Genomic DNA, 25,112 nt, shown 5'->3' on the forward strand with positions numbered 1-25,112 from the left:
AATTCAGTAAATCCAGAATATGTCGAACATCAAGCTGTCGCAGCAGGACGAAGCCTTTCTTGACGCCATGGCGATGTTGATGGCCCCCTGGGGCTGGCCCCGGCCGGTCGGACGCATCTATGCCTACCTGCTCCTGCGCGAAGCCCCCGCCACCCTGGACGAGATCGCCGCCGACCTGGGCATGAGCAAAAGCAACGCCAGCGTGGCCGCCCGCACCCTTGAACACTGCGGCAATGCGCGGCGTCAGGGCGAACCCGGCAGCCGCCGTATCTACTATTCGGTGCCGGACGATTTCAGCGGCCCCTTCGTGGACAAGGCGCAGTTGCTTGACCGGCAGGTGCGTCTGTTCACCGCCCAGCGCGAGCGTGACATCGCCGCCCCGGTTGCCCAGCGTTTCGCGCGGATAAGCGAATTCTACACTGCCATGCGTTCAGCGATCGAAGGCGTGACAGCCGATCAGGCAGGCTCGGTTTCCCGCCCGGTCCGGGCCGGAGAGGATGCAGAGGCCAGTCGCTCCAGCAGTTCCGCCACGCGGGCACGGTAAGCCGCCACACCTGCCTCCTTCACCGGGCCGAAGCCGACCACGACGTCCGCCGCAGCGGCCAGCTCTGCGGCCAGCCCCATGGTTTCCGGCCGGGCTGCTTCGGCAACCTGCCGCATCAAGGTGCGATACTCTCCGGCAAGGGCGCGTTCCATCCGCCGCTCTGCCGTGTACCCGAACGGGTCGAGGGCCGTACCGCGCAGCCGCCTGAACCGCGCCAGCGCCGCGAAGACGGGAAATATCCACGCACCGAACGCGATCTTGCGCGGACGCCCGGTGCGTGCGTCGCGCCGCCATGCCAGCAGCGGCGGCGCAAGATGAACCCTCAGCCGCGCGCGCCCGTCGAACGCAGCCCCCAGCCCGGCGCGAAACGCGGGATCGGCGTAAAGGCGCGCCACTTCGTATTCATCCTTGTATGCCATCAACCGGGCAAGACTGCGGGCAACGGCAACAAGGAAGCCGTCACGCTCATCGATCCCCCGTGCTTTGAGCGTACCTTCGATTTCAGCCAGAAAAGCCCGATAGTGCCCCGCATAGGCAGCATCCTGATAGGCCGTGAGAAGCAGCGCCCGGTGATCGATCACTTCGCGACAGGCGCGCGGCAACGCAGGTTCGGGCGGCAGCAGTTCCCCGTCATCCTCGCCCGCCGCCGCCAGTCGCCCCAGCGCCAGCGCGGCAAGGTTAGCGCGCACGGCAACGCCGTTCAGCTCCACCGCACGCGTCAGCGCATCCAGCGAGACCGGCAAGGCCCCGTGCTGCGCGGCGAAGCCCAGCATCATCAGGTTGGTGAAGATGGTGTCGCCAAGCACCCCGCCCGCAAGCCCGCCCGCCCGCAGCGAGGCGATCCGTGAACGTTCCACCCGCCGGGCCACGGCATCGAGAAAGCGGCTGGCGGTAATGTCGAGATCGCGGTTGCGCTGGAACTCTCCGGTCGGCACCACGTCCTCGTTCGCCAGTACGCGCGTGTCGGCGCGGGCCAGCGCGAGTATTTCCGGGCTGGATGCGACGACAAGGTCGCAGGCGATCAGCACATCCGCCTGCCCTGCACCCAGCCGCGCCGAAGGGATATCCGCAGCATCGCGCCCGATCCGCACGTGGCTGGTCACTGCACCGCCCTTTTGCGCCATGCCCGTCTGGTCCAGAACTTTGGCGGCCCTGCCTTCCAGATGCGCCGCCATGGCAAGGATCGCGCCGACCGTCAGCACGCCGGTCCCGCCGATGCCGGCCACGGCAAGTGCAACCGGGCCGCCGTCAAGCCCGCGCACGGACGGCACCGGCAGCGCGGCAGCGCGCGCCATCAGCGCGGCATGATCCACCTTGCGTCTGGCCGGAACCGCGCCCGATACCTCGACGAAGCTGGGGCAGAAGCCCTTGATGCAGGAATAGTCCTTGTTGCAGGTGGACTGGTCGATCGCCCGCTTGCGGCCAAGCGCAGTCTCTACCGGCACCACCGACAGGCAGTTGGACTGCACCGAACAGTCACCGCAGCCCTCGCAGACCGCCGGGTTGATCCAGAGCCGCCGGTCAGGGTCGGGGAACGCGCCCTTCTTGCGGCGGCGACGCTTCTCGTTCGCGCATGTCTGTTCATAGACGATGGCGGAGGTGCCCGGCCTTTCGCGCAAGTCCCGCTGCACGCCATCCAGATGATCGCGATGCAGCACGCGCACGCCGCGCGGCAGGTTTGATGCAGCAAAGCGTGCGGGATCCTCGCTCACCAGCACGACCGGATCGACCCCCTCCACCACCAGTTCGCGCACGATCTGCTCTGGCGTCAGCGCGCCTTCGGCGGGCTGTCCGCCGGTCATGGCGACCGCATCGTTGTAGAGTATCTTGAAAGTGACCCGGCTTTGCGCCGCCACCGCCGCGCGGATCGTCAGCAGCCCGGAATGCGTGTAAGTCCCGTCACCCAGGTTCTGGAACATGTGCGGCGTATCGACGAAATGCTGCGCCCCGACCCACGGCATGCCTTCCTGCCCCATCGACACGGTCTGCATCGTGCGCCGTTCCGGCATGTAGTGGGCCAGACCATGGCACCCCGTCGCCCCCATCGCCGCGCTGCCATCGGGCACCAGAGTCGATGTGTTGTGCGGGCATCCGGAGCAGAAATAGGCCGGCCGGATCGCCGTGCGCTGCAGTCTGACGGCACTGTCCTCCACAGCGCGCAAGGCGGTGTCACGCCTGCGGACCTGCTCGTCGGCAAGGCCCAGAGCCGCCAGCCGGGATACCAGCGCGCGGCGCACGGTGGCAGGATCGAGCACGCCGGTCTCGCGCAGCAGCGGCGTACCGTCAGGCGCCGTCTTTCCGCTCAGCGCAGGGGCTTCGGAACGGCCGTAGAAGGCGCGGGCCAGCTGGTCCTCGATGACGGGGCGCTTCTCCTCCACCACCATGACTTCGGCGCTGCCCTGGCAGGCATCGCGCACGAAATCGGCGGAGAGCGGCCAGACAAGCCCCAGCTTCACCACCCGCAGCCCCATCGCCCGGCATCGCGCCGCATCCAGTCCAAGGTCGGTCAGCGCCTGGCACAGATCGAGCCACGCCTTGCCCGCGCTCACCACTGTCAGGCGCGGGGTGGGGGTATCGTGGCTTACCCGGTCCAGCCGGTTTAGCGTCGCGAAGCGCCCCGCCATGGGCAGGCGTCGCTCGATCACCGCCGCCTCCTGTTCCAGCGCCGACATGCCCGGCCGCAAGCCGATCGGCAGGCCCGTTGAGGCCGCGTCACCGTCAGGCATGGCGATCGCAAAGGAGTGCCCCGGCAGCGTCACCGTGGTGGTCAGGTCCAGCGTGTCGGTCACCGCCTTTACCCCCACATACAGCCCGCTCGCCCGCGACAGCGCCCAGCCGAGCTGGCCCATCGCAAGGATCTCGTCCGTCGTGGCGGGATAAAGCACCGGGACCATCGCGGTCATCAGCACATGTTCGGACTGGTGTGCCGTCAGCGAGGACTTGGCCGCATGGTCATCGCCGCACAGCAGCAGCGCACCGCCACGCGAGTGCGTTCCCTCAAGGTTCGCCGCCCTGATCGCTTCCCCCGCCCGCTCGACGCCGACGCCCTTGGCATACCACAGCGCGAAAACCCCATCGACACGGGCCCGGCCATACCAGTCCAGCTGCTGTGTTCCGCGCAGGGACGTCGCCGCCAGTTCCTCGTTCAGCCCCGGCTCGAAGCGGATGTCATGCTCGGCCAGCAAGCCTTCTGCGGCCCACAGCTGCGCATCAAGGGTGGTGATGGGCGAGCCGCGATAGCCGGTGACATAACCCGCCGTGCGCATCCCCGCCGCGCGGTCACGCCGGGCCTGCTCGAACAGCAGCCGCACCACGCCCTGAAGCGCCGAGAGCACGACCTGCCCTTCGCTCTGCGTATACTTGTCTTCGAGGGTGACGACCGTTCTGGTCACGCGCGCTCCCGGCTTGCCTTGAAGCACCGGGCTTTCCAGACGGCCGGATCAGGCGCAAGCAAGCGCGCGCGCCACCGCCGTCCCGGTCAAGCAGGGTTGCGCATGCGGCGCTCAGCGGTGTGCCGACGCCTCTATCCGCGCTGCAAGGGCGGGCACGTCGGCCAACGCGCGCAGGGCATCGTTCAGGTGCGTGCACCCATCCGGCCCGCGCAGCTGGGCCAGCACATCGCCGCGAATCTCGGCAAGGTTGCGGCCGATCAGGCGCCGGGTATTGGCGATGGCGCCGGGGCATTCCGGAAACGGCAGAATGCGCGCCTCCGGCTCCAGCGACAGCACTTCAAGCGTGGCGGCATCAACGCGCGCAGCAAGGCGATATTCGTGGATCGCAACGCGGCTGCCGTCGCGCCGCATCGCGCTGTCCTGGAAAGCGGAATCGATCGAGATCACGCCTGCTTCCTCGTCCCGCGTCACATCGATCCGGCGGGCGCGGCGAAAGCCGGGGCCGTCATGGTCGGCCAGCCTATGCCAGCCCAGCGGATCTGCGGGGTTGCGCAAGTCTCCTGCATCCGCATTGGCGACCTTTTCCGGATCGACGTCGCCCGTTACCCCGCTGTTGCCTTCCTGCAATCCCCAGCACACGTCGACACGCTGCGCCATCATCTGCGTGTGCCGTTCTTCTCCCAGCTTCTCGCGCAGCCGGTCCGCCCAGTCCGGGTGCCACTGCGACCAAGCGAAAGAACTGACCAGCGCGGTGCCAGACAGGTCATCCAGCACGATGTAAAGCGGATGCGCGGCGGCGACCATATCGGGCATGACGTCACGCAGCAGACCGCGCAAGTGACCACCTGCACGCGCGCCGACAAGACGGGCGATCGCATCGCACGCAGGATCGGCGGTGATCGCGGTGATCGTCTTGTCCTCGGTCATGCGGGCATCGAACCGGGCATCGGCAAGGACAAGGCCGTCTTCACCCGCCAGCGGCGTCCACAAGTCCCGCGCTGCGCCGATGAAGCGCCGCTGACCATCGAGTCCATCGGGCCACGACACATCGATACTGGTCGTGCGCCGGACCGATCCCGCCGCGCGAACCGGGGCAGGATTGGCCGTGCTGCGCGGCGGCGGCGGAAGGGTGGTCGTGGTCATGGCAACCAAGGCTGCACCCTCGCGCCCGGCCGATCAACCCCGGTGGGCGACGCGTACCAGCAGCTTGCCGACATGCTCATGGCCCGAAAACACGCTGGAGAAGGCGGCGGGCGCGGCCTCTATGCCATCCACGATGGACTCGGCAAAACGAATGCGCCCCTGCTTCATCCACCCGGCGATATCCTCCAGCCCCTTCTGGCCCGCCAGCATCCCGGCAAAGCCCCTGATCTCCAGCCCCTTGTTCATGATCAGACGGTAGAAGCCGGGAAGCCGGTCAGGCCCCGGTCCTTCCATTCCGACGCCGTAATAGGCGATGAACCCGCACATCGGCATGCGCGCCCCGCGCTTGAGCAGGGGCAATACGGTCATCGTCACATCGCCGCCCACGTTGTCGAGATAGACGTCCGCCCCTTCGGGCAGCGCCGCACGAAGCTGGGCCGCAAAGTCCGGCGCCTTGTAGTCCGCCACCGCATCGAAGCCGAGGTCAAGCAGCGCCGCGCACTTGGCCAGGCCACCCGCGATGCCGACCGCGCGGCCGCCCAGCACCTTGACGATCTGCCCCGCGATCGATCCCACCGCACCCGCTGCGGCGGAAATCACCACCGTTTCGCCCGCCGTGACGCGGCCGACGTTGACGATCCCCTCGTAAGCGGTCTGCCCCGGCCCGCCCAGCGCGCCCAGTGCGGTGGAGACCGGGGCCAGCGTTGTGTCCAGCTTGCGCGGAGGGCCGCGATAGTCGCTCTGGTCAGGGGCAAGCACGGCATATTCCTGCCAGCCTGAACGCCCCTCAACCACATCGCCGGCCGCGTAATCGGGATGGTTGGACGTCACGACCTCGCTCACCACGGGGCCGATCATCGGCTGGCCAAGCTCCGCCCGGCCGCCGCCGGTCAGCACCGTCTCGTCCACCGAAAAGCGCAGCAGCGGGTCGACCGCCAGATAGAGCGTCTTGAGCAGGATCTCGCCATCGCCGGGCTGCGGGATGGGAACCTCCTCGACCCGGAAATCGCCGGGCTGCGGATTGCCTTGCGCATAGGCGGCCAGCACAACCTGTTTCATCGTCTGCGCCATTTCAGCCACCGGTCTTGCGCCCGGCGGAAAGGCCGCCGTCCACCGGCAGGTTGACGCCGGTGATGTTCCCCGCAAGGTCGGAGGCCAGGAACAGCGCCGCCGATGCGGTGTCGCGCGGGTCGATCGCCTTGCCCAGCGGATGCGCCTTGCCCATCCCTTCGAGGATGCGATCGCGATGCTCGCTGTCGGGGTTCATCCCCGCATAGTGCGTGAGCATGCCCGCCGGACAAACGGCATTGACGCGGATGCCCCTGTCCGCAACCTCGATCGCCAGTGCGCGGGTAAGCTGCACCACCGCGCCCTTGGTGGCGCCGTACAGCACGCCGCCATAGCCCATCAGCCCTGCAACCGAAGCAGTGGATACGATCACGCCGCCCCGGCCCAGCCCCGCCTCACCTTGCCTGTCGAACTGCCGGATGGCCGCCTGACAGCCATAGACGACGCCGTTGATGTTGACGTCCTCCACCCGCTTCATTTCCTCGGGATCGCATTCGACCAGCGATCGCAGCCCCTTTCCCGGCACCGGGCTGATGGTGATGCCCGCGTTGTTGTAGACCACGTCCAGCCGCCCGAAGCTTTCCACCGCCTGAGCCACCGCGGCATCTACGCTGGTCGGATCGGCAACGTTGCAGGCTACCGCCACCGCCTCTCCGCCCGCCGCACGTGCAAGCGAGGCAGTTTCCTGAGCGCTGGCGCCGTCGATATCGGCCGCGATCACTTTCGCGCCATGTTCGCAAAACAGCAGCACTGCCGCGCGCCCCACGCCCGAGCCCGCGCCGGTGATGAGGGCGACCTTGCCCTGAACCAGTCCTTGCATTGCCTTCTCTCCCCTCACCCGCCCAGGTTGAACGTGGTCATCATCTGGAACTCGCGCAGGCCCTCGACCCCGCGTTCGCGGCCAAGGCCGCTCATCTTGATGCCGCCGCCGCTGGCGTAGCTGGACATGATCGCACCGTTGACGTTCACCGCGCCGCTGCGGATTTTCAGCCCCACTTCCAGCGCCTTGACCTTGTCCGCCCCGTGGACCCAGCCCGACAGGCCGAAGCGGCTGTCGTTCGCCATCTCAACCGCATGGTCGAGATCGCGGTAGCCGATCACACCCACTACCGGCCCGAAGATCTCCTCCTGCGCGGCCGGGTTGGCGTTGTCGGGCAGGTCGAGCACGGTCGGCTCCCAGTAGAACCCCTTGTCGAAGCCCTCGGGCCGCTTGCCGCCGCACACTACGCGCCCGCCGGCCTCGACCGCCGCCTGCGTGAAATGCGCGCAGCGATCGCGCTGGCCCGCGCTGATCACCGGGCCAAGCTGCGTCGCCGGATCGGCCGCCGGGCCGATCTTCACGCCCGCCAGCAGCTTCGCCATGCCTTCGAGCACTTCGGCCTTGCTCTCCTGCGGAACGAAGACCCGCGTGCCCAGTACGCAGCCCTGCCCAGCGTGCGAGGTGCAGACCGAAAAGGCCGCTGACGGCGCCCGCGCCACCGCATCGGGCAGGTAGATCTGCGCGGACTTTCCTCCCAGTTCCAGCACCAGCCGCTTGAGCGTGGGCGCCGCCTGCTCGGCCACTTTCGCCCCCACCGCGCATGAGCCGGTGAAGGAAACCATGTCGACGCGCAGATCGGTGGTCATGGCAAGGCCGCCCGCCAGACCGGGCTCGACGATCACGTTCATGACACCGGGCGGAAGGCCCGCTTCCTCGGCCGCTTCGGCGAAAATCATGGATGAGATGGGGGTCAGCGGATTGGGCCGCAGGATCACGGAATTGCCCGCCATCAGCGCGGGCACGACCTTCCAGAACGCGGTGTAGAACGGCACGTTGTACGCCGATATCGCAGAGACAACGCCCAGCGGCGACCAGCGCTTGAGGCTTTGCACCACGAAATGCGGATTGACCCGTTCGTGGATCGGCAGGGGGTTCTCCTCCTGCTCGGGCAGACGCAGGAACAGATCGATGATCTCGTCCGTCATCCGTAGCGGGGCGTGGACCTGTGCGCCCATGACGGTGGAGGAAACCGGGCACCCGGCTTCGTTCACCGCGCAATCCTTGAGGAAAACGGCGCGTTTGCGCAGGGCTTCGCCAAAGCGGGTCATCGCCGCTGCGCGCGCCTTCATGCTCAGGCCCGACCATGCACCACCATCGAACGCCTGCCGCGCTGCACCGATCGCCGCATCCGCCTGCGCGGCCGAAACGCCGACGACTTCGGCCACGATCGTTTCGTCGGAAGGGTTCTGGACCTCGAACCGCTCGCCCTCGCCACGCACGAAGGTGCCGCCGACATACCCTGCGTATTCCAAGCCCGCTCTCCCGAATATATTCGCATTTGCGAATTATTGTTCGTTAGTGAGACTAGCCGACACGTGGAGATGCGTCAATCTTGCCACCTCGCGCTTGTCGCAGGGCGCGGCCGTGCCTTGTAACCGCTAGGGCTCATCCCTAGACCATGCCGGAACCCGCGAGCGTCCGTCCGAGACACTCCACCGGCAGAACACGAGGAACCGCACGAAATGGCCTATACCGATTTCCTGAAGCAGCAGTGCTACATCGACGGCGCCTGGATCGATGCGGATTCCGGGGCCTCGTTCGAAGTCACCGACCCCGGCACCGGCAAGGTTCTGGGCACCGTGCCGAAGATGGGAGCAGACGAAACCGCCCGCGCGATCGACGCTGCCGAAGCCGCGCTTCCCGCCTGGCGCGCCAAGACTGCGGGTGAACGCGCCAAGCTCATGCGCAAGCTGTTCGAACTGATGATCCAGCACCAGGACGATCTGGGCGAACTGCTCAGCCGCGAACAGGGCAAGCCGCTGGCCGAAGGCCGGGGCGAGATCGCCTATGGCGCCAGCTTCATCGAATGGTTCGCTGAAGAGGGCAAGCGCGCCTATGGCGACACCATCCCCGGCCACGCCGCCGACCGCCGGATCGTGGTGATCAAGCAGGGCGTCGGCGTCGTCGCCGCGATTACGCCGTGGAACTTCCCCAATGCGATGATCACGCGCAAGCTTGGCCCGGCACTGGCGGCAGGCTGCACCATCGTCATCAAGCCGGCATCGGCAACGCCCTATTCCGCCCTTGCCATCGCCCAGCTTTGCGAGATGGCGGGCATTCCCAAGGGCGTCGTCAACGTCGTCACCGGCAGCGCGGGCCAGATCGGCTCGGCCCTTACCGCCAGCCCCAAGGTCGCCAAGCTGACCTTCACCGGCTCCACCGAGATCGGCCGTGATCTGCTGCGCGAATGTGCCGAGACGATCAAGAAGTGCTCGATGGAACTGGGCGGCAACGCGCCGTTCCTGGTGTTCGACGATGCCGATGTCGATGCCGCGATCGAAGGGGCGATGATCTCCAAGTTCCGCAATGGCGGCCAGACCTGCGTATGCACCAACCGGTTCTACGTGCAGGACGGCGTCTATGACGAATTCGTCGAAAAGCTGGCCGCGCGCGTCAGCACGATGAAGGTCGGCTATGGCCTGGACGAAGGCGTGCAGGTCGGCCCGCTGATCGACGAGAAGGCGGTCGAGAAGGTGGAAGAGCACCTCAAGGACGCGGTCGACGGCGGCGCGAAGGTGCTGGCGGGCGGCCAGCGGAACCCGCTCGGCGGCAGCTTCTTCAACCCCACCGTGGTTGCAGGTGTGAAGCCCGACATGAAGCTCGCGCGTGAGGAAACCTTCGGCCCGCTGGCAGGCGTGATCCGCTTTACCGATGAAGCCGACGCGATCCGCATGGCCAACGACACCGAGTTCGGCCTTGCCAGCTACTTCTACGCCAGCGACCTGTCGCGCGTGTGGCGCGTGGCCGAAGCGCTGGAAGCAGGCATGGTTGGCATCAACACCGGCCTCATTTCCACCGAAGTCGCGCCGTTCGGCGGCGTCAAGCAGTCGGGCCTCGGCCGCGAAGGTTCGCATTACGGCCTCGATGACTACATGGAAGTGAAGTACCTGTGCATGGGTATCAAGCCCGCCTGATCAGGCGGCCCTGAACATTGCCCGGACGCTCGGGCAGGCACGGCGGACAGCCGGTGCTTGCCCGAGGGCTGCCTTCCTCGCTAGCGCCCTTTTCCGGTAACGCGGAAAAGGGATGCCATGAAGATCTGCCGATACCAGACCCATGCCGATGGCCCGGTGCTTGTCGGCGTGGTACGCGGGGATCTTGTCCATGACGTCACCGCCGTTGCACAGGCGCTGCCTGCCCTGCGCTGGCCGTTCCCGCCCGGCGACCAGTTCATCGCCCACCTTGAAGGGATGCGCCCGCAGATGGACGCGCTGGCCGATGAAAGCGCAGGCGTCCCGCTGTCACGCGTGCTGCTGAAGAGCCCTGTCGCCAACCCCGGCAAGTTCGTCTGCGGCGCGGGGAATTTCGAGGAAGTGCTGGCTGCCGGTGGTCATCCGCGCCGCCTCGGCCTGCTGTTCAAGATGACCAGCGCCGCCGCAGGCCCTGCCGACGGGGTTATCCTGCGCTGGCCCGAACGCACGACGTTCCACGAAATGGAGATCGCCATCGTCATCGGCAAGGCGGGCACCGATATCCCCGCCGCGCAGGCCATGGATCATGTCGCAGGCTATTGCATCGGCCTCGACATGACGATGCAGGGCAGCGAATTTCCCAGCTTCGGCAAAAGCTTCGATACATATGGCATGATGGGCCCATGGCTTACCACGCGCGACGAGATCGCAGACCCCGATGCGCTGGACTTTCGCCTGACCGTCAATGGCAAGGACCGCCAGGTGGACAATACCCGCCGCCTCGTGCTGGGCATCGCCGATCTTGTCGAACATGCCGCTTCGGTGATGACGCTGCATCCCGGCGACGTGATCTTCTCCGGCACCCCGCCGCGCTCGGTCGGGCCGGTGGTGCCGGGTGACACCATGCATGCGTGGATGCAGGGGCTGGGCGAAATGACCGTCGCGGTTACGGGCGGCTCCGGCCGCAAGACACCGCTGGACGGCATGGAGCCCTGAATTCCTCCCCGAGCTTTCTCGGGGAGGAATGGGTTCAGACCAGTTCCTTGAGCGGCACGCCCGCGTCGGCCAGCTGCTCCACGTCCGGCGTGGCGCCGGCTTCCACCAGCTTGCGGCCCTGCACGTAGTCCTTGACCATGTTGACGCAATCGAGCGCCAGCACCTTGCCGTCCTTGAGATAGACCACCGAGAACGACCGGGCCGCAACGTCGCCGCGGATCACGGTCCTGTCGAACCCCAGGTTGATCCCGGCCGTCTGCAGTTTCAGGTCATACTGGTTCGACCAGAACCACGGGAACGCCTTGTAGGGCCTGGCGTCTCCGCAGATGCCCTTGGCCACGCAGGTCGCCATGTCGTTGGCGTTCTGCACCGATTCCACGCGCATCACCGTGCCGCCCGCATAGTCGCAGGCGAAGGCCGCGCAGTCGCCGATCGCATAGATATCGGGCAGCGAGGTGCGGCAGAACTCGTCCACGTCCACCCCGTTCGCGCCGCTCGCGCCCGCCATGATCAGCGGGCCGACTGCGGGGACGATGCCGATGCCCACGATCACCGCCTCGGCCGGGATCACCTCGCCGTCGGCCAGCTTCACGCCGGTGACGCGGTGCCCGTCGCCCTCAAGGCAATCGACCGCGACGCCGGTGCGCAGATCGACGCCGTGATCGCGGTGTTCCTGCTGGTAGAATTCGGAAAGTTCCTCTCCGGCAACGCGCGCAAGCACGCGCGGCAGGGCTTCGAGCAGAACCACATTGAGGCCCATCTTCGAAAGCACCGCCGCCGCTTCCAGCCCGATATAGCCGCCGCCGATGACGACGATGTTCTTCGTCCCCGCATCGACTTCGGCCATCAGCGTATCGCAGTCTTCGCGCGTGCGGACCGCGTGAACGCCCGCAAGCTCCGCCCCGCCGCAGGACAGCCGACGCGGATCGCCGCCCGTCGCCCAGACCAGCTTGCCGTAGCCGAAGGTGGTCCCGTTCGACAGCGTCAGTTCCTTCGCCGCCGGGTCAACCTTCGTCACCTCGGTGGAAAGCCTGAAGGTCACGTCCTTTTCGGCCCAGAACGTCGGCGGGCGGATGTAGAGCCGGTCGAAGGTCTTTTCGCGCGCGAAGTATTCCTTCGACAGCGGCGGGCGCTCGTAAGGATGCTCCGGCTCGCGCCCGATGACGGTGATGGTCCCTTCGAACCCGTTCTGGCGCAGCGCAAGCGCACACTGCGCCCCGCCATGACCCGCACCCACGATGACGACGTCTGATTGTTCCATGGAGCGTTGAGTTCCGCAATTTAACCGCGCGGTCAATGCCTCGCTGCGAAATCTAGTTACCCTGACAGGGTGTTATCGCAGTGCCGGACTAATGTTCAGCCCACCGGCGCCTTCAGCGCATCCATGGTCAGTTCCAGCGACCGGATTTGCGCTTCGGGGTCGTAAGTGGCGATGCTGACGATCAGTTCGTCCGCCTGCGTGCGCGCGATGAAATCCTCGATCCCCTGCCGCACCGTTGCCGGGCTGCCAACCGCACTGACCGAGCGGACCTGCTCCAGCATCGCGCGCGCTGCGCCGGGCAGGCCGGCACGGTAATCGCGCACCGGCGGCTTCAACCGTCCCGGATTGCCCGAACGCAGCGCCACGAAGCTCTGGTCGGTGGAGGAGGACAGATAAACCGCCTCTTCGTCCGTATCGGCGGCGACAACGTTGATCGCGGCCATGAAGTGCGGCTTCGACAGGGTTTCGGATGGCTCGAACCGCTCACGATAGACCCTTGCCGCATCGTCCAGCGCAGCAGGCGCGAAGTGCGAGGCGAAGGCATAGGGCAGGCCCAGCATCGCCGCCAGCTGCGCGCCGAACAGGCTGGAACCGAGAATCCACATCTGCACGTCCGCGCCGGATGCCTGCGGCGATGGCACGCCGCCTGCCGCCTGCCCGCCGAAACGCGCCTGCAGTTCCACCACGTCGTTAGGGAAGCGTTCCGACGCGGCGTGAATGTCCTTGCGCAGCGCATGGGCGAGCCGTCCGTCAGCACCGGGCGCGCGGCCAAGTCCAAGATCGACACGGCCGGGGAACAGCGCCGCCAGCGTGCCGAACTGCTCGGAGATCACGTAAGGCGTATGATTGGGCAGCATGATCCCGCCCGCACCGATGCGGATCGTGCGGGTGGCGTTACCGAGATGTGCCAGCACAACCGAGGTCGCCCCGCCCGCGATCCCGTCCATCCCGTGATGCTCGGCCACCCAGTACCGCTTGTACCCGGCGCGTTCGGCCGCCTGTGCGGTGCGGACCGAGATATCGAGGGCCTGGGAAACGGTGCCGCCTTCGCGGACGGTGACAAGATCGAGGACGGAAAGCGGAACCATGGGGGAAACCTTATTTTGCCGGATCAGGAGATCCGAGCTGGGAGAGGTACTGCTTCGCGGTCACTGCCGCGTCGCTGGAAGGGGATGCCGCAACCACCGAATCCCAGCTGCGCCGCGCCGCGCCCTCGTTATGCGAAAGCATGGCGATGACGCCCGCCTCCAGCCCGATTTCAGGGTCCTGCGGGGCAAGACTGGCGGCCTTTTCGATCTGGACCTGCGCCTGCGCCAGCTTGTCCTGACGGCGCGACAGGGTGGCCGAAAGCAGCCACGCCTGCGCATTGTCCGGCTGGGCGGCGCGCGCTTCGGCAAGGGCATTGGCGGCCTCGTCCGGCTGCTTTACGGCAACCAGCGCGCGGGCGCGGTCGAGCGCGATCGAGGCCGTAAGTTCCGCATCGCCGACGATCTTGGCGTCGGTTGCCGCCGGGGCCAGCAGCGATAGCGCCTGCCCCGCCTGACCGGAAGCCAGCGCGGCGTTGCCCGCCATCGCACCAAGACGGGCACGGCTGGCATGATCGGCCACGTCAGCCGCATCGCGGGCATTGGTGAAGGCCGTGCGCGCTTCGTCCCAGCGGTCAAGATCGCTGAGCGCCACGCCAAGGCACAGGCCCGCGCGGACCCTTTCGCGCCCGATCGCATCGGCCAGCGCGCCGCGGGCCAGTTCTGCGGATTTTTCCGGGTTCGCTTCGACCGCGCTCATGCAACCCGCGCTGCCACGAGCGCTGGGAAGCGCGACGTTCTGGGCTTCGCGGGCACGACGGTCGCGATCCTGCTTGTCCTTCTTCTCGATGATTTCGAGCGGCAACTGCGAGACATAGGGGCTGGCCGCGCTCGGCAGGGTGGATGCCGGGCCGACCTGGGCCATCAGCGGAAGAAGGAGAAGCAGCGAGGACATGGGGGATCAGGACTCCGGGGTGCCCTCTGCGCGCGGCGCTGCCAACGGAAGCACCAGCTCTGCGACGGTGCGCAGCAGCAGGCGAATGTCGGCATCGCGCGAGAGGCGATGATCGCCGTCCTTGATCAGCGTGACCTGCACGTCGGCTGAACGCAGTTTCTCCGCCAGCCTCATGGACACTTCACAAGGCACGTCGGGATCACGCTGGCCGTGGAGCAGGCGCACCGGGCAATCGATGGCGATCTCGGCGTCCAGCATCAGGTTGGCCTGCCCGTCCGCCCAGAAACCGGGGTGCGTGGGGGTGGGTTCGGGGCCGTAGGGATTATCCTCGAAGATCGTCTCGCCATCGGCCAGCATGGCCTTGTCCATCTGCGGGATGCCCCATTCGGTGAAGTCCGGCGCGGGGGCGATGCCGATGAGGCCCGCCAGCCTCTCGCCCAGCGCAAGGCCCGCCATCAGCATCAGCCAGCCGCCCATCGACGAACCGACCAGCACGATCTTCTCGTCCGTCTCCAGCGCGGCGACGAGGGCGAGCACTTCCTGCTTCCAGCGGGTGAGCGTGCCATCCGCGAACTGCCCCGGCGATTCGCCGCAGCCGGAATAGTCGAACAACAGGCAGGGCAGCCCGCTGGCCCGCGCCATGTCAAACAGCGCGGCCGCCTTGGAACCCGCCATGTCGGACATGTAGCCCGGAAGGAAGACGATCACCGGACCCGTGCCGGGCGTGAAGCGGTAGGCGATCGAACGCCCGTCGGAAAGATCGAGATAACTGGTCGAGGTCATGGTGCCCTTAGTGGGAACCACTTGGCCCAAGGGCAAGACAAAGACTTGCTTCCACGGGTGTAATGCGATCTTAAACCCCCTTCGCTAACCGATCAGGCCGATATGAGCGCCAAGGTCATCCACTTTCCCACCCGTCCGTCCCGGCTTTCGCTGCGGCTTGAATGGTTCGCCACCGATCGCTCGGTTTTGCTGGGCATCTGGGCGCTGTATTTCGCCCTGCGCGCCGCCGTGCTGCTGATCGACGTTGCCCCCACTTCGGATGCCGAGTGGTACTATACCCGCGCGGCAAGTCTGGCGGTGGGGCGGGGCTACCTGGACAATGCGGGAGCGCCGACGGCGTTCTGGCCTGCGGGCTGGCCGATCGCGCTGAGCCTTGTATTCTCGCAGTTTGGCGTGTCGCAAGTGGCACTGGGCCTGTTCAACCTTGCCAGCGCCATGCTGATCGGCGCGCTGACGCTGGTGCTGGGACGGCGGCTGTTCGGCTCGGAAGGTGCAGCGCGTGCAGGGCTGCTGCTGCTGGCGGTCTATCCCAACGCCATCGGCTATGTCCCGCTGGCGCTGACCGAAGTGTTCTACACCGCGCTGCTGATGGCCGGGTGCTGGGTGATCGTGACTCGCACCAGTCGCTGGCACCTTGTCAGCGCGGGCCTTCTGTTCGGCGTCGCGACGCTGGTGAAGGCGCAGACGCTGGTGGTCGTGCCGCTGCTTTTCGCGATCGAGTGGCTGCGGATGGGGCAAATGTGGAAGCGCCTGCCGGGCCTCGTTTCAGAGGGGCTTCTAGTGCTGGCGCTTGCCGCGTTGACCGTAGCACCGTGGACGATCCGCAATGAAATGCAACTGGGCCACTGGGTCGCGGTGTCCACCAATGGCGGCTACACCCTGCTTACCGGCAACCACGACACCGCGACCGGAGACTACACGCCCGACGCGCCCGTGGTTAAGGAACTGATGGCCCGCACCGGCCTTGACGAAGTGCAGCGCGATGCCGAAGCGCGGCGGCTGGGGATGGAATGGATCACGTCCCATCCCGACCGTTTCGTGAAACTGGCGCCGAAGAAGTTCCTGCGCCTCTGGCTGCCCGATGGTGAGGCTGAATGGGCCTATCAGGGCGGCGCCGCCGGCTACCCCCGGTTCGAACTGGCCTACCGGGCGGTGCGCGTGCTCAATCAGGGGTTCTACGTCACGCTGATGGTGGCCTTTGCCGCAGCCTTTTTCGTGATGATCGCAAGGCGCCGACGCGATGGGCAGCGCTGGATCGGCTGGTGGCTGCTGCCTTACGGGATCGCGCTATACCCGACGCTGATCTGTCTGGTGTTCTCGGGCCAGTCGCGGTTTCACTACCCGGTGATGCCGTGGGTCTGCATGACGGCGGGCTGGCTGGCCATGACCGCGCTGGGCAAGCTGGGTGATCGCGGCAGCACGGCCCACACCCACACCCTGCACTGAAGCCTGCGTGGATCAGTAAAGCGCCGGAGCGAAGACCCGCAGCACCAGCTTTCCGTCCGCGCGGATGGTGCCAAGGCTGGTTTCCTCTTGCGCCTGCGCCGGTTCTTCCGAAGAGCTGAACAGGCCAAGCGACACCGCCATGGCCACGGCGATCGCCACGGCTACGCCGATCCTTGCACCCCGCCTGCGCCTGACTGGCCCGGACGCCATCACTCACCCCTTTGGAATATGTCCTCGATCGCCATACCAAAGACATCGGCTATGCGAAAGGCCAGCGGCAGCGACGGATCGTAGCGCCCGGTTTCGATCGCATTGACGCTCTGACGTGAGACTTCGAGCCGTTCGGCCAGATCCTGCTGGCTCCAGCCGCGTTCGGCGCGCAGAACCTTCAGGCGGTTCTTCACGCGCAGTTCCCGGATGCACCCTGCGTGATGCGGTTGACCAGCATGCCGACGAACAGGCCCATCGCCCACAGCGGAAACACAAGGAATACAGGCAGCCTGGGCAGGTCGGTATAGATTTCAAGCAGACCCCAGACACTGCAAACGGCAAGCGTCACGCCCGTCGCGACAAGAAACTTGCGGACTTCCAGCACCCGCAGGTATTCGTCATCCAGTTCGATGAGCAGGCGCGCCATCGCCCAGATCCAGCCCAGAACTGCAAGCCCCGGCAGCAAGGCCAGCGCGATGGCCGTCGCATTGGCCTGATCACGGTCCGGCACCAGCCACGATGCCAGCATGATGGCCCCCACGTACAGCAGGCTCAGCGGCATCATGCGGCGGGTATAGCGCCGATAGGCAGGGTTTTTCACGGACGTTCCACAAGACATGACAAGGTTCCTTGTTCATTTGTAAAGTTACCTTGTCTTTGTCGGTGTAGAAAGTCAAGCCAGCTTTACAAATAGACAAGCACCCTGCTCACCGGATTGCGCTCATGCCCGCGAATCGCTACATCGCGGCCATGCTTTCGCGTCTCACAACGACCACTACCGTCACTACCCGGCCCATCCGGGCACGGTTGGTCGCGGCCTGAGAACGCGTACCGCCGTCGCCCGGATTTCGGGCGGGACCGGCGTCTCTCTCCCGAAATAGAGCCATTTCAGCCGACGCCGCACCTTCACCCGGAGGCGCGCCTGTGCCATGGCGCCCCAAAGCTTTTCCGCCCACATGCTCTGGTATGGCATGGGGCAAACGAGAGATGAGTTCGTCCATGTCCGAAATGTTCAAGATCAGCCTGCCCGACGGTTCCATCCGCGAGATGCCCGAAGGCTCGACCCCGGCAGACGTCGCCGCCGCCATCGGTCCGGGCCTTGCGAAAGCCGCCCTTGCCGCGAAGATCGACGGTGAGCTGGTCGACCTGACCCGCCCCTTCACCGGCGACGCGGCGCTCGCGCTCGTCACCAGCCGCGACGAGGCCGAAGCGCTGGATCTTGCCCGGCATGACTTCGCGCACGTGCTGGCCGAAGCGGTCCAGGCGCTGTTTCCGGGCACGCAGATCACCTTCGGCCCTTCGACCGACGATGGCTTCTACTACGATTTCGCGCCGCCGGTGATCGATGGAAAGGCCCGCCCGTTCACTGACGAAGACCTGCCCGCGATCGAAGCGGAGATGCGCCGGATCATCGGCGCCGACAAGCCCCTGCGCCGCGAAGTGTGGAGCCGCGAACAGCTGATCAGCCGCTGGAAGCAGCAGGGTGAAAGCTTCAAGGCCGAATGGGCAGCCGAACTGCCCGGCGACGAACCGCTGACGGTCTACTGGTCTGGCGACGACTGGCTCGACATGTGCCGTGGCCCGCACCTGCCCTCCACCGGCAAGCTGGACCCGGCGGCCTTCAAGCTGACGCGCGTATCGGGTGCCTACTGGCGCGGCGACCAGAAGAACGCGATGCTCAGCCGCATCTACGGCACCGGCTGGCTCAACAAGAAGCAGCTGGCAGAGCACCTGACCCGGCTTGAAGAAGCCGCCAAGCGCGATCACCGCAAGCTGGGCAACGAGATGGACCTGTTCCACCTCCAGCACGAAGCGCACGGCTCGGTGTTCTGGCACCCCAAGGGCTACGTGATCTATCGCGCGCTGGAAGACTACATGCGCCGCGCGATCAGCAAGGCGGACTGCAAGGAAGTGAAGACCCCGCAGGTCATGGACGCGCGCCAGTGGGAGCAGTCCGGCCACTGGGGCAAGTACCGCGAAAACATGTTCGTCATCCCCGACGAAGTGCCCAACACCGAAGATGACGGCCCGATCATCTCGGACGACGCGCAGTGGATGGCCTTGAAGCCGATGAACTGCCCCGCGCACGTCCTGATCTTCAAGCAGGGCATCAAGTCCTACCGCGACCTCCCCTTACGCATCGTCGAGAACGGCTGCTGCCACCGCAACGAGCCGCACGGCGCGCTCCACGGCCTGATGCGCGTGCGCCAGTTCACGCAGGACGACGGCCACATCTTCTGCCGCGAAGACCAGATCGTGGGCGAAGTGCAGGCGTTCTGCGAAATGGCGGACCGGGTCTACAAGGACTTCGGATTTACTTACGCGATCAAACTGGCGCTGCGCCCGGACAACCGTATCGGCACCGACGAGCAGTGGGACAAGGCCGAAGCCGAACTGCGCGACGCCGTGGTCCGTGCGGGACTTGCCACCGAGGAATACGGCTGGGAGGAACTGCCGGGCGAAGGCGCGTTCTATGCGCCCAAGCTGGAATGGCACCTGACCGACGCGATCGGCCGCACCTGGCAGGTCGGCACGATTCAGTCCGACCGCATGCTGCCCGAACGCCTTGACGCCCACTACATCGGCGAAGATGGCGAAAAGCACCGCCCGGTCATGCTGCACCGCGCGATCTTCGGTTCCTATGAACGCTTCATCGGCATCCTGATCGAACACTTCGCGGGCAAGCTGCCGGTGTGGCTGGCCCCGGTTCAGGCCGTGGTCGCCACCATCGTGTCCGACGCCGACGGCTATGCCGCTGATGTCGCCGCGAAGCTGAAGGCGGCAGGCGTGCGCGTGGAAACCGATCTTCGCAACGAGAAGATCAACTACAAGGTGCGCGAACACTCGCTCAAGAAGGTTCCCCACCTCCTCGTCGTCGGCAAGCGCGAGGCGGAGGAAGGCACCGTCGCCGTGCGCACGCTGGGCGCCGAACACCAGAAGGTCATGTCGCTGGACGAAGCCATCGCGCTTCTCACCAATGAAGCTCTGGCGCCGGACCTCAAGGCATGATCCAGCGCGAACTCATCGACACCGCATGGATCCCGGACGGCGAGAAGCTTGAGCTGTTCCGGCACGACAAGGACTTCATGATCGTCATCGGCCACAACGAGCTGATGAGCACGCGCAAGTGGGGCTCGGAAGAGGCCCTTGCGACGATGGCCTACGATCGGATCAAGGGCTCTGCCAAGCGCCCCCATATCCTGATCGGCGGCTATGGCATGGGCTTTACCCTGCGCGCCGCGCTGCGGGTGCTGCCCGCCGATGCGAAGATCACCGTCGTCGAACTGGTGCCCGAGATCATCCAGTGGGCCCGCGGCCCGATGGCGCACCTGACCGGCGATTGCCTGGAAGACCCCCGCGTCAACCTGGTGATGGGCGACGTTGCGCAGGCCATCGTCGATGGCCACGGCGATTACGATGCGATCCTGCTCGACGTCGACAACGGCCCCGACGGTCTGGTCCGCGAAGACAACAACGTCATCTATTCCAAGGTTGGACTGCGTGAGGCTTACGGGGCGCTGACCCCGGACGGCGTGCTGGCGATCTGGTCGGCAGGTGCCGACCCTTCGTTCACCCGCCGCATCGAACGGGCAAGGTTCGCGGTGGACGAAGTAAAGGTCCATGCCCGCAGCAACGGCAAGGGGCCGAAGCACGTCATCTGGTTTGCGTCGAAGAGTGAATAAATAAGGGAAGCTGGGGCCATCACCCCAGACCCCTTACTGTCGGCGTGGCGCGTGCAGCAGCCTCAGCGCTAAATTGCGCCGCAGGCCATCAACAGCTCTGGCTCACAATGAGCGCGTGGCGCCCCTGCACGAACCTAGCTCGGCGGTAATGGGGATTGCAGGGGGGCTCTGTTCCCCTGCCTTCTTCTTCCTGCCCTTCGAAACCGCCACGATCACCGCGCTGCCAAGCAATATCCCGGTGACCATGGCCCCAACGGCAAGAAGCCCGAGCGGACTGTAATCCGTTCGGGCTTCTGCGCTGAAGACCTTGCCGAAGCGCACTGTGGCGCTGGTGACCTGTCTATCCTTGGTGAGCTTCATGCCCTGACGATTACCACAGTACCCCGTGCTTGTCAGGCGCGACCGGGCCGGGGGCTTCTTCGCCGATGCACTGCAGCAGATCGATCTCGATCGTGCGGCACATGGCGTTGAGCGGGAGGTCGTGGACGTCGTTCGCGAACGGATCGACAAGGTCGTCGCCGATGGCCAGAACCGCAAGGAACATAAGCCCCGCGATCGTCGAACCCAGCGGAGTCGCGAACTGCAGCGTCTCGACCAGGCCGATCGGCAGCAACACACAGAACAGGTGCGTGAACACTTCGGGGATGAAGCGGTACTGGAAGGGCAGCGGCGTGTTCTTCAGCCGCTCCATCCCGCCCTGCGAGTTGGCGATATCGACAAGAACCGCTTCCATCTGCGCCTGCTGGATCGTGTCGATCCAGCCATTGCGCCGCGCCTCGTCGATGCGGCGGCCGGTGCCGTCAAGAATGCCGTTGGCCACGTTGACGCGCTGGAGCGCCAGATCCTTTTCGTGCTTGGGCAGAAGGCGCAGGACTTCTTCGTCCTGCGGCAGCTTGCGCAACTGGCAGCGCAGTGCGTTCACATAGGCGATCTGGCGGTAGACGATCTGCCGCTTGAGATCGGAAGCCTCCGGATCGGGCATGAAGTTGCGGGTCGCGCGCGCAATGTTGCGGCTGGCGTTGATCATCAGGCCCCAAAGGCCGCGCCCTTCCCACCAGCGCTGGTAGGCGGAATTGCTGCGAAAGCCGAGGAACAGCGCCAGCGCCGAACCGAACAGCGTGATCGGCAGTTCCGGCGCCTTGAAGGGCAGGATGTAATACGTGATCGTCACGACCACGTCCCACACGAACAGAAGGGCCAGCGGCCTCCAGATTTCCTGGAAGACGCGGCGGGAACTGGGAATCTTGGCTACGATCATTGGGTCTTGGCAGGCTCCGCATTCACCGGCTGGGCCGCTGCCGGGCCAACCTTGGGTGCGCCTTCGGTCGAACGGGCCATGGCGATCGAGGTTCCGGTAGCAGGCCGGATCGAGAACCAGTCTACACGGTCCACGGCGACGAGAAAGGCCAGAACGCCGCAGCCAAACAGGAAAAGCAGGCCGTTGCCGATGAACGATTCGCGCAGGCGGGCGCGGTCGGCGTCAGTCATGTTGCGCATTGTCATCTCCATCAAACGGTGAGCCCCAAGAGTGGGCATCCGTGATTTCGATTGCATCATCACAATGCGACAAAACTTTGCTGCGACGCAATATGCAGGTGTGCGGTGCAACAGACGAGACAGGATGCAGCCACGATCCGTTACGAAGCGTTGAATTTCCTTGGAAAGATTGCTGCCCGATGAACGGCACGCGACTCAGAACGGCAACGCGTCTCGCGCCAGAATCAGCGCCAGCGCGCATCCGCCGACAATCAGCGGGCGCAGCCATTCGAACCCGGCGACGGGACGATGGGACTGCGCGAGAGCGACGATACGAGCCATGCGCGCGGCTATGCGCGCGCACTGGTTTCCAAAGCGTTAAGACAACATCAGACGGACGGCATCTGCTGGCTTGAGCAATGGAACGATCCCCCGCCCGCCAGCACCGCATCGGCCATGATTCCCACAGTGTCGCGGTCCGGGAACAGCGCAGCGATCGCGGCAACGCCCTCTTCGTCATGCGCGGTGCCGTAGATCGGCACGACCACCAGCTTCGAGGTGATCGCAAAGTTCATGTAGCTGGCCGGCTCGACCCGGCCTTCTGTCTCCACCCGGCCCGGCGAGGGCACTTCGGCAACCTTGACCCCCATCGCTTCGGCCCGCGCCTTCGCGTCGGCATAGATCGCGGCATTGGGATCGTCGGCGCCGGTGGCACGGGGAACCGCCAGCAGATTGGGAGCAACAAAGCGGGCAAGGTTATCGACATGGCCGTCGGTGTGATCGTTGATCAGGCCATCACCCAGCCACAGCACCCGGTCATAGCCCAGATCGCGCGTCAACCGCATCTCCAGGTCGGCGCGGGTCAGGTGGGGGTTGCGGTTGGGATTGAGGAAGACCTGCTCGGTCACGGCCACCAGCCCGGTACCATCCCCGTCGATCGCGCCGCCTTCGAGGATCCAGTCGGCCATTTCGACGTCGAGCCCGGCATCGCGCGCCAGTTCCTCGCCGATCTCCTGATCGCCGTCCATCAGGTACTTGCCGCCCCAGCCGTTGAAGCCGAAGCGCATGCCCTTGCGGTTGCCGTGCGCGTCCATGGTGACGAGCGGCCCGGTATCGCGCAGCCACACGTCACCATAGCGGCGGGTTTCCAGCGTGACCTTGTCCGACACCAGTTCGCTGGCGCGGGCGCGGTTGGCCTCGTCGCGCACGATCAGGCGCACGTCCTGCCCGCTTTGCGCCACGGCGCTGGCGAAGGCCGCCATCTGCTCCTGCGCGCGTTCAAGGAAGCCCGGCCATTCGACCGGATCGTGCGGAAAACCGATCCACAGCCAATCCTGCGCGGCCCACTCGGGAGGAAGTACGAAAGTCACTTGGTATTGCATCCCTTGGTTGCAGCAGCGCAGTCCTTGTCGCGGATCGCGCGGAATTCGTCGCCTGCGCGCCAGTTCGGCCACATCGTCCCGTCGGCCAGCGTACGGCCAAGGTCGTAGAACAGTTCCACGTCCTGGCTGATCCCGCTCCAGTCCCAGTTTTCCGAATATTCGTCGGCCGGGGCGTGATAGCGGTTGTCGGTATAGTCCTGCGCGGCCTTCTCGCCCGCCGCCGTCCCGCCGCTGAGCAGATCGCTGCTGCGTTCGACGTTGAACATCGGCACGCCGCGCTTGGCGAGACTGAAGTGGTCTGAACGGTAATAGCCGCCGCGTTCGGGGTGGTCTTCCGGCACGTCGGTCAGCCCGCGAGCCTGCAGCGCCCTGAGATAAAGGTCGCCAAGTTCCGACTTGTCCCCGCCGGTCTGGGTGTAGGACTTCGCGCGGCCCGCAGGCAGCAGCGCGTCCATGTTCACCCCGCCGACGGTGTGATCCAGCGGGTAGATCGGGTTGGCGCCGTAGAATTCCGAGCCGAGCAGCCCCGATTCCTCCAGCGTCAGCGCCACGAAGACCTGGCTGCGTTCGGCAGGCCCGGCCTCGGCGTTCATCTTCGCGATGGCGGTCAGCGCGGCGACGCCATCGGCATTGTCGACCGCGCCGTTGCAGATATCGTCCTTGGGGTTGCCGGCCTGCGCCGAGCAATGGCCAAGGTGATCCCAGTGCGCCGAATAGAGCACCACCTCATCCGGCCGCGACTTGCCCGGCAGCACGCCGACCACGTTGTTGGAGGTGGACCGGCGGATCGCGTTGTCAAAGCCAAGGCTGACCTTGAGGCCAAGCGGCACCGCCCTGAACCCCTTGGCCTGAGCCGCCTTCGTCAGCGCCGCCAGATCCCTGCCGCCCGTTTTCGTTCCCGCCGCCCTGAGGATCGCTTCGGCTACGGACTTCTGTATCCAGCCGTTGGCGACCGTCTGGTCCATGCCGTCGTTGGGCGACTGAACCATGTACTGCGCGCCGGTCCAGCTGGAATTGACGACGTTCCAGCCATAAGCGGCCGGGAACGTGTCATGCACGATCAGCGCAGCGGTTGCGCCCTGCCGCGCGGCTTCCTCGAACTTGTAGGTCCAGCGCCCGTAGTAAGTCATCCGGCGGCCCTTGAAGAGCCCCTGTTCGCCCTCCATCGCATAGTCCGGGTCGTTGACGAGGATCACCGCCGTCTTGCCCTTCATGTCGATGCCGGCATAGTCGTTCCAGCCGAGTTCGGGCGCGTTGATGCCGTAGCCGACGAAGACCAGCTCGCTGTCCTGCACCTGCGACCTGGGCGTCACACGATAGCTGGTGGCAACGTAATCGTCGCCCGGCATGAACGACAGTGAAGCGCCCGCGCCCGAGATCGTGAGCGGGGTGTAATCGCTTGCGGTGATCTCCACGGTCGGCACCGGCTGCAGCCACTGGCCCTTGTTGCCCGGCTGCAGGCCCGCAGCCTTGAACTGCGACACGATGTAGTCGAGCACTTTGGGCTCGATCGCGGTACTGGGCGCGCGACCTTCGAAATCGTCGGCCGAAAGGCGCTTGGTCACGGCCTTGAGGATATCCACCGGCACATCGGGCTGCGCGCCAGCATCGGCGGGCGGCGGCAGCGCGGTGCCCTTGGGGAAAGGCGGCCCTTCATCCCTCCCTTCATCCCTCCCTGCATCCCTCCCTGAATCCCGCGCCGAAACCGGGCCGGATGCGGCCAGCGCGACGCCAAGCGCGGCCAGCGCGACGAAAGGCAGGAAAGGCTTCATTGGGGGATCTCCACGCGAACGCGCG

At 65.9% G+C, this 25,112-nt stretch carries 24 protein-coding genes; 6 read left to right on the top strand and 18 right to left on the bottom strand.

Translation table 11 applies throughout. The annotated features are described in order from the left end of the window. The first annotated feature begins 19 nt into the window (after positions 1-19). Positions 20-544: a GbsR/MarR family transcriptional regulator gene (locus A8V01_RS16075; RefSeq protein WP_103096794.1), complete on the top strand. Its 525-nt coding sequence runs from the start codon at positions 20-22 to the stop codon at positions 542-544. Here the strand turns inward: A8V01_RS16075 and A8V01_RS16080 are convergent. The 5 genes from A8V01_RS16080 to A8V01_RS16100 form a co-directional block, all read right to left on the bottom strand. Continuing rightward, positions 457-3,936, bottom strand: a complete 3,480-nt coding sequence (locus A8V01_RS16080) for an indolepyruvate ferredoxin oxidoreductase family protein (RefSeq protein WP_103096887.1) — start codon at positions 3,934-3,936, stop codon at positions 457-459. The two genes, A8V01_RS16075 and A8V01_RS16080, sit on opposite strands and share 88 nt — an antisense overlap. Before the next feature lie 111 nt (positions 3,937-4,047). Beyond that, positions 4,048-5,079 (bottom strand): DUF2889 domain-containing protein, encoded by a 1,032-nt coding sequence (locus tag A8V01_RS16085; RefSeq protein WP_103096795.1) that lies wholly within the window; start codon positions 5,077-5,079, stop codon positions 4,048-4,050. A gap of 33 nt (positions 5,080-5,112) precedes the next feature. Next, positions 5,113-6,138 carry an NADP-dependent oxidoreductase gene (locus A8V01_RS16090; protein WP_245892605.1) on the bottom strand — a complete coding sequence of 342 codons (1,026 nt, stop codon included), beginning with the start codon at positions 6,136-6,138 and terminating at the stop codon, positions 5,113-5,115. A 13-nt stretch (positions 6,139-6,151) separates the two neighbouring features. Then, positions 6,152-6,967 (bottom strand): SDR family NAD(P)-dependent oxidoreductase, encoded by an 816-nt coding sequence (locus tag A8V01_RS16095; RefSeq protein WP_103096800.1) that lies wholly within the window; start codon positions 6,965-6,967, stop codon positions 6,152-6,154. Positions 6,968-6,981: 14 nt separating this feature from the next. Beyond that, positions 6,982-8,439, bottom strand: coding sequence for an aldehyde dehydrogenase family protein (locus tag A8V01_RS16100; RefSeq protein WP_103096803.1), 1,458 nt, complete (start codon positions 8,437-8,439; stop codon positions 6,982-6,984). A 210-nt stretch (positions 8,440-8,649) separates the two neighbouring features. Here A8V01_RS16100 and A8V01_RS16105 point away from each other — a divergent pair, with 210 nt between their 5' ends. Together A8V01_RS16105 and A8V01_RS16110 are read left to right on the top strand one after the other, a co-directional pair. Beyond that, on the top strand, positions 8,650-10,101 hold the full coding sequence (locus A8V01_RS16105; RefSeq protein ID WP_103096805.1) for an NAD-dependent succinate-semialdehyde dehydrogenase: 1,452 nt from the start codon (positions 8,650-8,652) through the stop codon (positions 10,099-10,101). Positions 10,102-10,218: 117 nt separating this feature from the next. Continuing rightward, complete coding sequence (locus tag A8V01_RS16110; protein ID WP_103096808.1) at positions 10,219-11,094, top strand: fumarylacetoacetate hydrolase family protein; 876 nt, start codon at positions 10,219-10,221, stop codon at positions 11,092-11,094. A 34-nt stretch (positions 11,095-11,128) separates the two neighbouring features. On the opposite strand, the gene A8V01_RS16115 is transcribed toward A8V01_RS16110, so the two are convergent. The 4 genes from A8V01_RS16115 to A8V01_RS16130 form a co-directional block, all read right to left on the bottom strand. Continuing rightward, positions 11,129-12,355, bottom strand: a complete 1,227-nt coding sequence (locus A8V01_RS16115) for an NAD(P)/FAD-dependent oxidoreductase (RefSeq protein WP_103096811.1) — start codon at positions 12,353-12,355, stop codon at positions 11,129-11,131. Positions 12,356-12,450: 95 nt separating this feature from the next. After that, entirely contained in the window at positions 12,451-13,443 is a 993-nt protein-coding gene (locus A8V01_RS16120; RefSeq protein ID WP_103096814.1) for an LLM class flavin-dependent oxidoreductase, read from the bottom strand. 10 nt (positions 13,444-13,453) lie between these two features. Then, positions 13,454-14,335, bottom strand: coding sequence for a tetratricopeptide repeat protein (locus tag A8V01_RS16125; RefSeq protein WP_103096817.1), 882 nt, complete (start codon positions 14,333-14,335; stop codon positions 13,454-13,456). Positions 14,336-14,341: 6 nt separating this feature from the next. Next, positions 14,342-15,118, bottom strand: a complete 777-nt coding sequence (locus A8V01_RS16130; RefSeq protein ID WP_103096820.1) for an alpha/beta hydrolase — start codon at positions 15,116-15,118, stop codon at positions 14,342-14,344. A 102-nt stretch (positions 15,119-15,220) separates the two neighbouring features. Between A8V01_RS16130 and A8V01_RS16135 the strand changes: the two genes are divergently transcribed. Continuing rightward, on the top strand, positions 15,221-16,564 hold the full coding sequence (locus A8V01_RS16135) for a glycosyltransferase family 39 protein (RefSeq protein WP_103096823.1): 1,344 nt from the start codon (positions 15,221-15,223) through the stop codon (positions 16,562-16,564). Positions 16,565-16,576: 12 nt separating this feature from the next. Here A8V01_RS16135 and A8V01_RS28660 read toward each other — a convergent pair whose 3' ends face one another. Genes A8V01_RS28660 through A8V01_RS16145 form a run of 3 tightly spaced genes read right to left on the bottom strand, consistent with a single transcriptional unit; the run spans position 16,577 to position 17,375 of the window. After that, positions 16,577-16,723 (bottom strand): hypothetical protein, encoded by a 147-nt coding sequence (locus tag A8V01_RS28660; RefSeq protein WP_170065951.1) that lies wholly within the window; start codon positions 16,721-16,723, stop codon positions 16,577-16,579. A 50-nt stretch (positions 16,724-16,773) separates the two neighbouring features. Next, positions 16,774-16,968, bottom strand: a complete 195-nt coding sequence (locus A8V01_RS16140) for a helix-turn-helix transcriptional regulator (RefSeq protein WP_103096826.1) — start codon at positions 16,966-16,968, stop codon at positions 16,774-16,776. Beyond that, positions 16,965-17,375, bottom strand: coding sequence for a hypothetical protein (locus A8V01_RS16145; RefSeq protein WP_245892606.1), 411 nt, complete (start codon positions 17,373-17,375; stop codon positions 16,965-16,967). The genes A8V01_RS16140 and A8V01_RS16145 overlap by 4 nt, the downstream gene beginning before the upstream one ends. 398 nt (positions 17,376-17,773) lie before the next feature. Between A8V01_RS16145 and thrS the strand changes: the two genes are divergently transcribed. Together thrS and A8V01_RS16155 are read left to right on the top strand one after the other, a co-directional pair. Then, positions 17,774-19,783 (top strand): threonine--tRNA ligase, encoded by a 2,010-nt coding sequence (gene thrS / locus A8V01_RS16150; RefSeq protein ID WP_103096889.1) that lies wholly within the window; start codon positions 17,774-17,776, stop codon positions 19,781-19,783. After that, positions 19,780-20,457 (top strand): spermine/spermidine synthase domain-containing protein, encoded by a 678-nt coding sequence (locus tag A8V01_RS16155; protein WP_103096832.1) that lies wholly within the window; start codon positions 19,780-19,782, stop codon positions 20,455-20,457. The genes thrS and A8V01_RS16155 overlap by 4 nt, the downstream gene beginning before the upstream one ends. Before the next feature lie 102 nt (positions 20,458-20,559). On the opposite strand, the gene A8V01_RS16160 is transcribed toward A8V01_RS16155, so the two are convergent. The 6 genes from A8V01_RS16160 to A8V01_RS16180 all read right to left on the bottom strand — a co-directional run bounded on the left by A8V01_RS16160 (position 20,560) and on the right by A8V01_RS16180 (position 25,087). Further along, complete coding sequence (locus tag A8V01_RS16160; RefSeq protein WP_103096835.1) at positions 20,560-20,817, bottom strand: hypothetical protein; 258 nt, start codon at positions 20,815-20,817, stop codon at positions 20,560-20,562. 10 nt (positions 20,818-20,827) lie between these two features. Beyond that, positions 20,828-21,715, bottom strand: a complete 888-nt coding sequence (locus tag A8V01_RS16165) for a bestrophin family protein (RefSeq protein WP_103096839.1) — start codon at positions 21,713-21,715, stop codon at positions 20,828-20,830. Beyond that, the gene (locus tag A8V01_RS16170) at positions 21,712-21,954 is read right to left on the bottom strand and encodes a hypothetical protein (protein WP_146037284.1); all 243 of its coding nucleotides are present in this window, start codon (positions 21,952-21,954) and stop codon (positions 21,712-21,714) included. Before A8V01_RS16170 ends, A8V01_RS16165 begins: the two co-directional genes overlap by 4 nt. 195 nt (positions 21,955-22,149) lie before the next feature. Beyond that, complete coding sequence (locus A8V01_RS29575; protein WP_281256507.1) at positions 22,150-22,275, bottom strand: hypothetical protein; 126 nt, start codon at positions 22,273-22,275, stop codon at positions 22,150-22,152. Between the two features lie 47 nt (positions 22,276-22,322). Next, complete coding sequence (locus A8V01_RS16175) at positions 22,323-23,315, bottom strand: agmatine deiminase family protein (protein WP_103096844.1); 993 nt, start codon at positions 23,313-23,315, stop codon at positions 22,323-22,325. After that, a complete protein-coding gene (locus A8V01_RS16180) occupies positions 23,300-25,087 on the bottom strand; it encodes a M28 family metallopeptidase (RefSeq protein ID WP_245892608.1) in 1,788 nt (595 codons plus the stop codon). Before A8V01_RS16180 ends, A8V01_RS16175 begins: the two co-directional genes overlap by 16 nt. Positions 25,088-25,112: the final 25 nt, after the last annotated feature.

This window comes from Novosphingobium guangzhouense (genome assembly GCF_002896965.1).
Lineage (GTDB): Bacteria > Pseudomonadota > Alphaproteobacteria > Sphingomonadales > Sphingomonadaceae > Novosphingobium > Novosphingobium guangzhouense.

Bases quoted from the DNA above. Each gene is read 5' to 3' on its own strand.
- A8V01_RS16165 (WP_103096839.1), bottom strand. From the start codon at position 21,715: ATGATCGTAGCCAAGATTCCCAGTTCCCGCCGCGTCTTCCAGGAAATC.
- A8V01_RS16135 (WP_103096823.1), top strand. From the start codon at position 15,221: ATGAGCGCCAAGGTCATCCACTTTCCCACCCGTCCGTCCCGGCTTTCG.
- A8V01_RS16130 (WP_103096820.1), bottom strand. From the start codon at position 15,118: ATGACCTCGACCAGTTATCTCGATCTTTCCGACGGGCGTTCGATCGCC.
- A8V01_RS16105 (WP_103096805.1), top strand. From the start codon at position 8,650: ATGGCCTATACCGATTTCCTGAAGCAGCAGTGCTACATCGACGGCGCC.
- A8V01_RS16085 (WP_103096795.1), bottom strand. From the start codon at position 5,079: ATGACCACGACCACCCTTCCGCCGCCGCCGCGCAGCACGGCCAATCCT.
- A8V01_RS16090 (WP_245892605.1), bottom strand. From the start codon at position 6,138: ATGAAACAGGTTGTGCTGGCCGCCTATGCGCAAGGCAATCCGCAGCCC.
- A8V01_RS16175 (WP_103096844.1), bottom strand. From the start codon at position 23,315: ATGCAATACCAAGTGACTTTCGTACTTCCTCCCGAGTGGGCCGCGCAG.
- A8V01_RS16120 (WP_103096814.1), bottom strand. From the start codon at position 13,443: ATGGTTCCGCTTTCCGTCCTCGATCTTGTCACCGTCCGCGAAGGCGGC.
- A8V01_RS16075 (WP_103096794.1), top strand. From the start codon at position 20: ATGTCGAACATCAAGCTGTCGCAGCAGGACGAAGCCTTTCTTGACGCC.
- A8V01_RS16110 (WP_103096808.1), top strand. From the start codon at position 10,219: ATGAAGATCTGCCGATACCAGACCCATGCCGATGGCCCGGTGCTTGTC.
- A8V01_RS16155 (WP_103096832.1), top strand. From the start codon at position 19,780: ATGATCCAGCGCGAACTCATCGACACCGCATGGATCCCGGACGGCGAG.
- A8V01_RS16125 (WP_103096817.1), bottom strand. From the start codon at position 14,335: ATGTCCTCGCTGCTTCTCCTTCTTCCGCTGATGGCCCAGGTCGGCCCG.
- A8V01_RS29575 (WP_281256507.1), bottom strand. From the start codon at position 22,275: ATGGCTCGTATCGTCGCTCTCGCGCAGTCCCATCGTCCCGTCGCCGGG.
- A8V01_RS16180 (WP_245892608.1), bottom strand. From the start codon at position 25,087: ATGAAGCCTTTCCTGCCTTTCGTCGCGCTGGCCGCGCTTGGCGTCGCG.
- thrS (WP_103096889.1), top strand. From the start codon at position 17,774: ATGTCCGAAATGTTCAAGATCAGCCTGCCCGACGGTTCCATCCGCGAG.
- A8V01_RS16170 (WP_146037284.1), bottom strand. From the start codon at position 21,954: ATGCGCAACATGACTGACGCCGACCGCGCCCGCCTGCGCGAATCGTTC.
- A8V01_RS16160 (WP_103096835.1), bottom strand. From the start codon at position 20,817: ATGAAGCTCACCAAGGATAGACAGGTCACCAGCGCCACAGTGCGCTTC.
- A8V01_RS16095 (WP_103096800.1), bottom strand. From the start codon at position 6,967: ATGCAAGGACTGGTTCAGGGCAAGGTCGCCCTCATCACCGGCGCGGGC.
- A8V01_RS16115 (WP_103096811.1), bottom strand. From the start codon at position 12,355: ATGGAACAATCAGACGTCGTCATCGTGGGTGCGGGTCATGGCGGGGCG.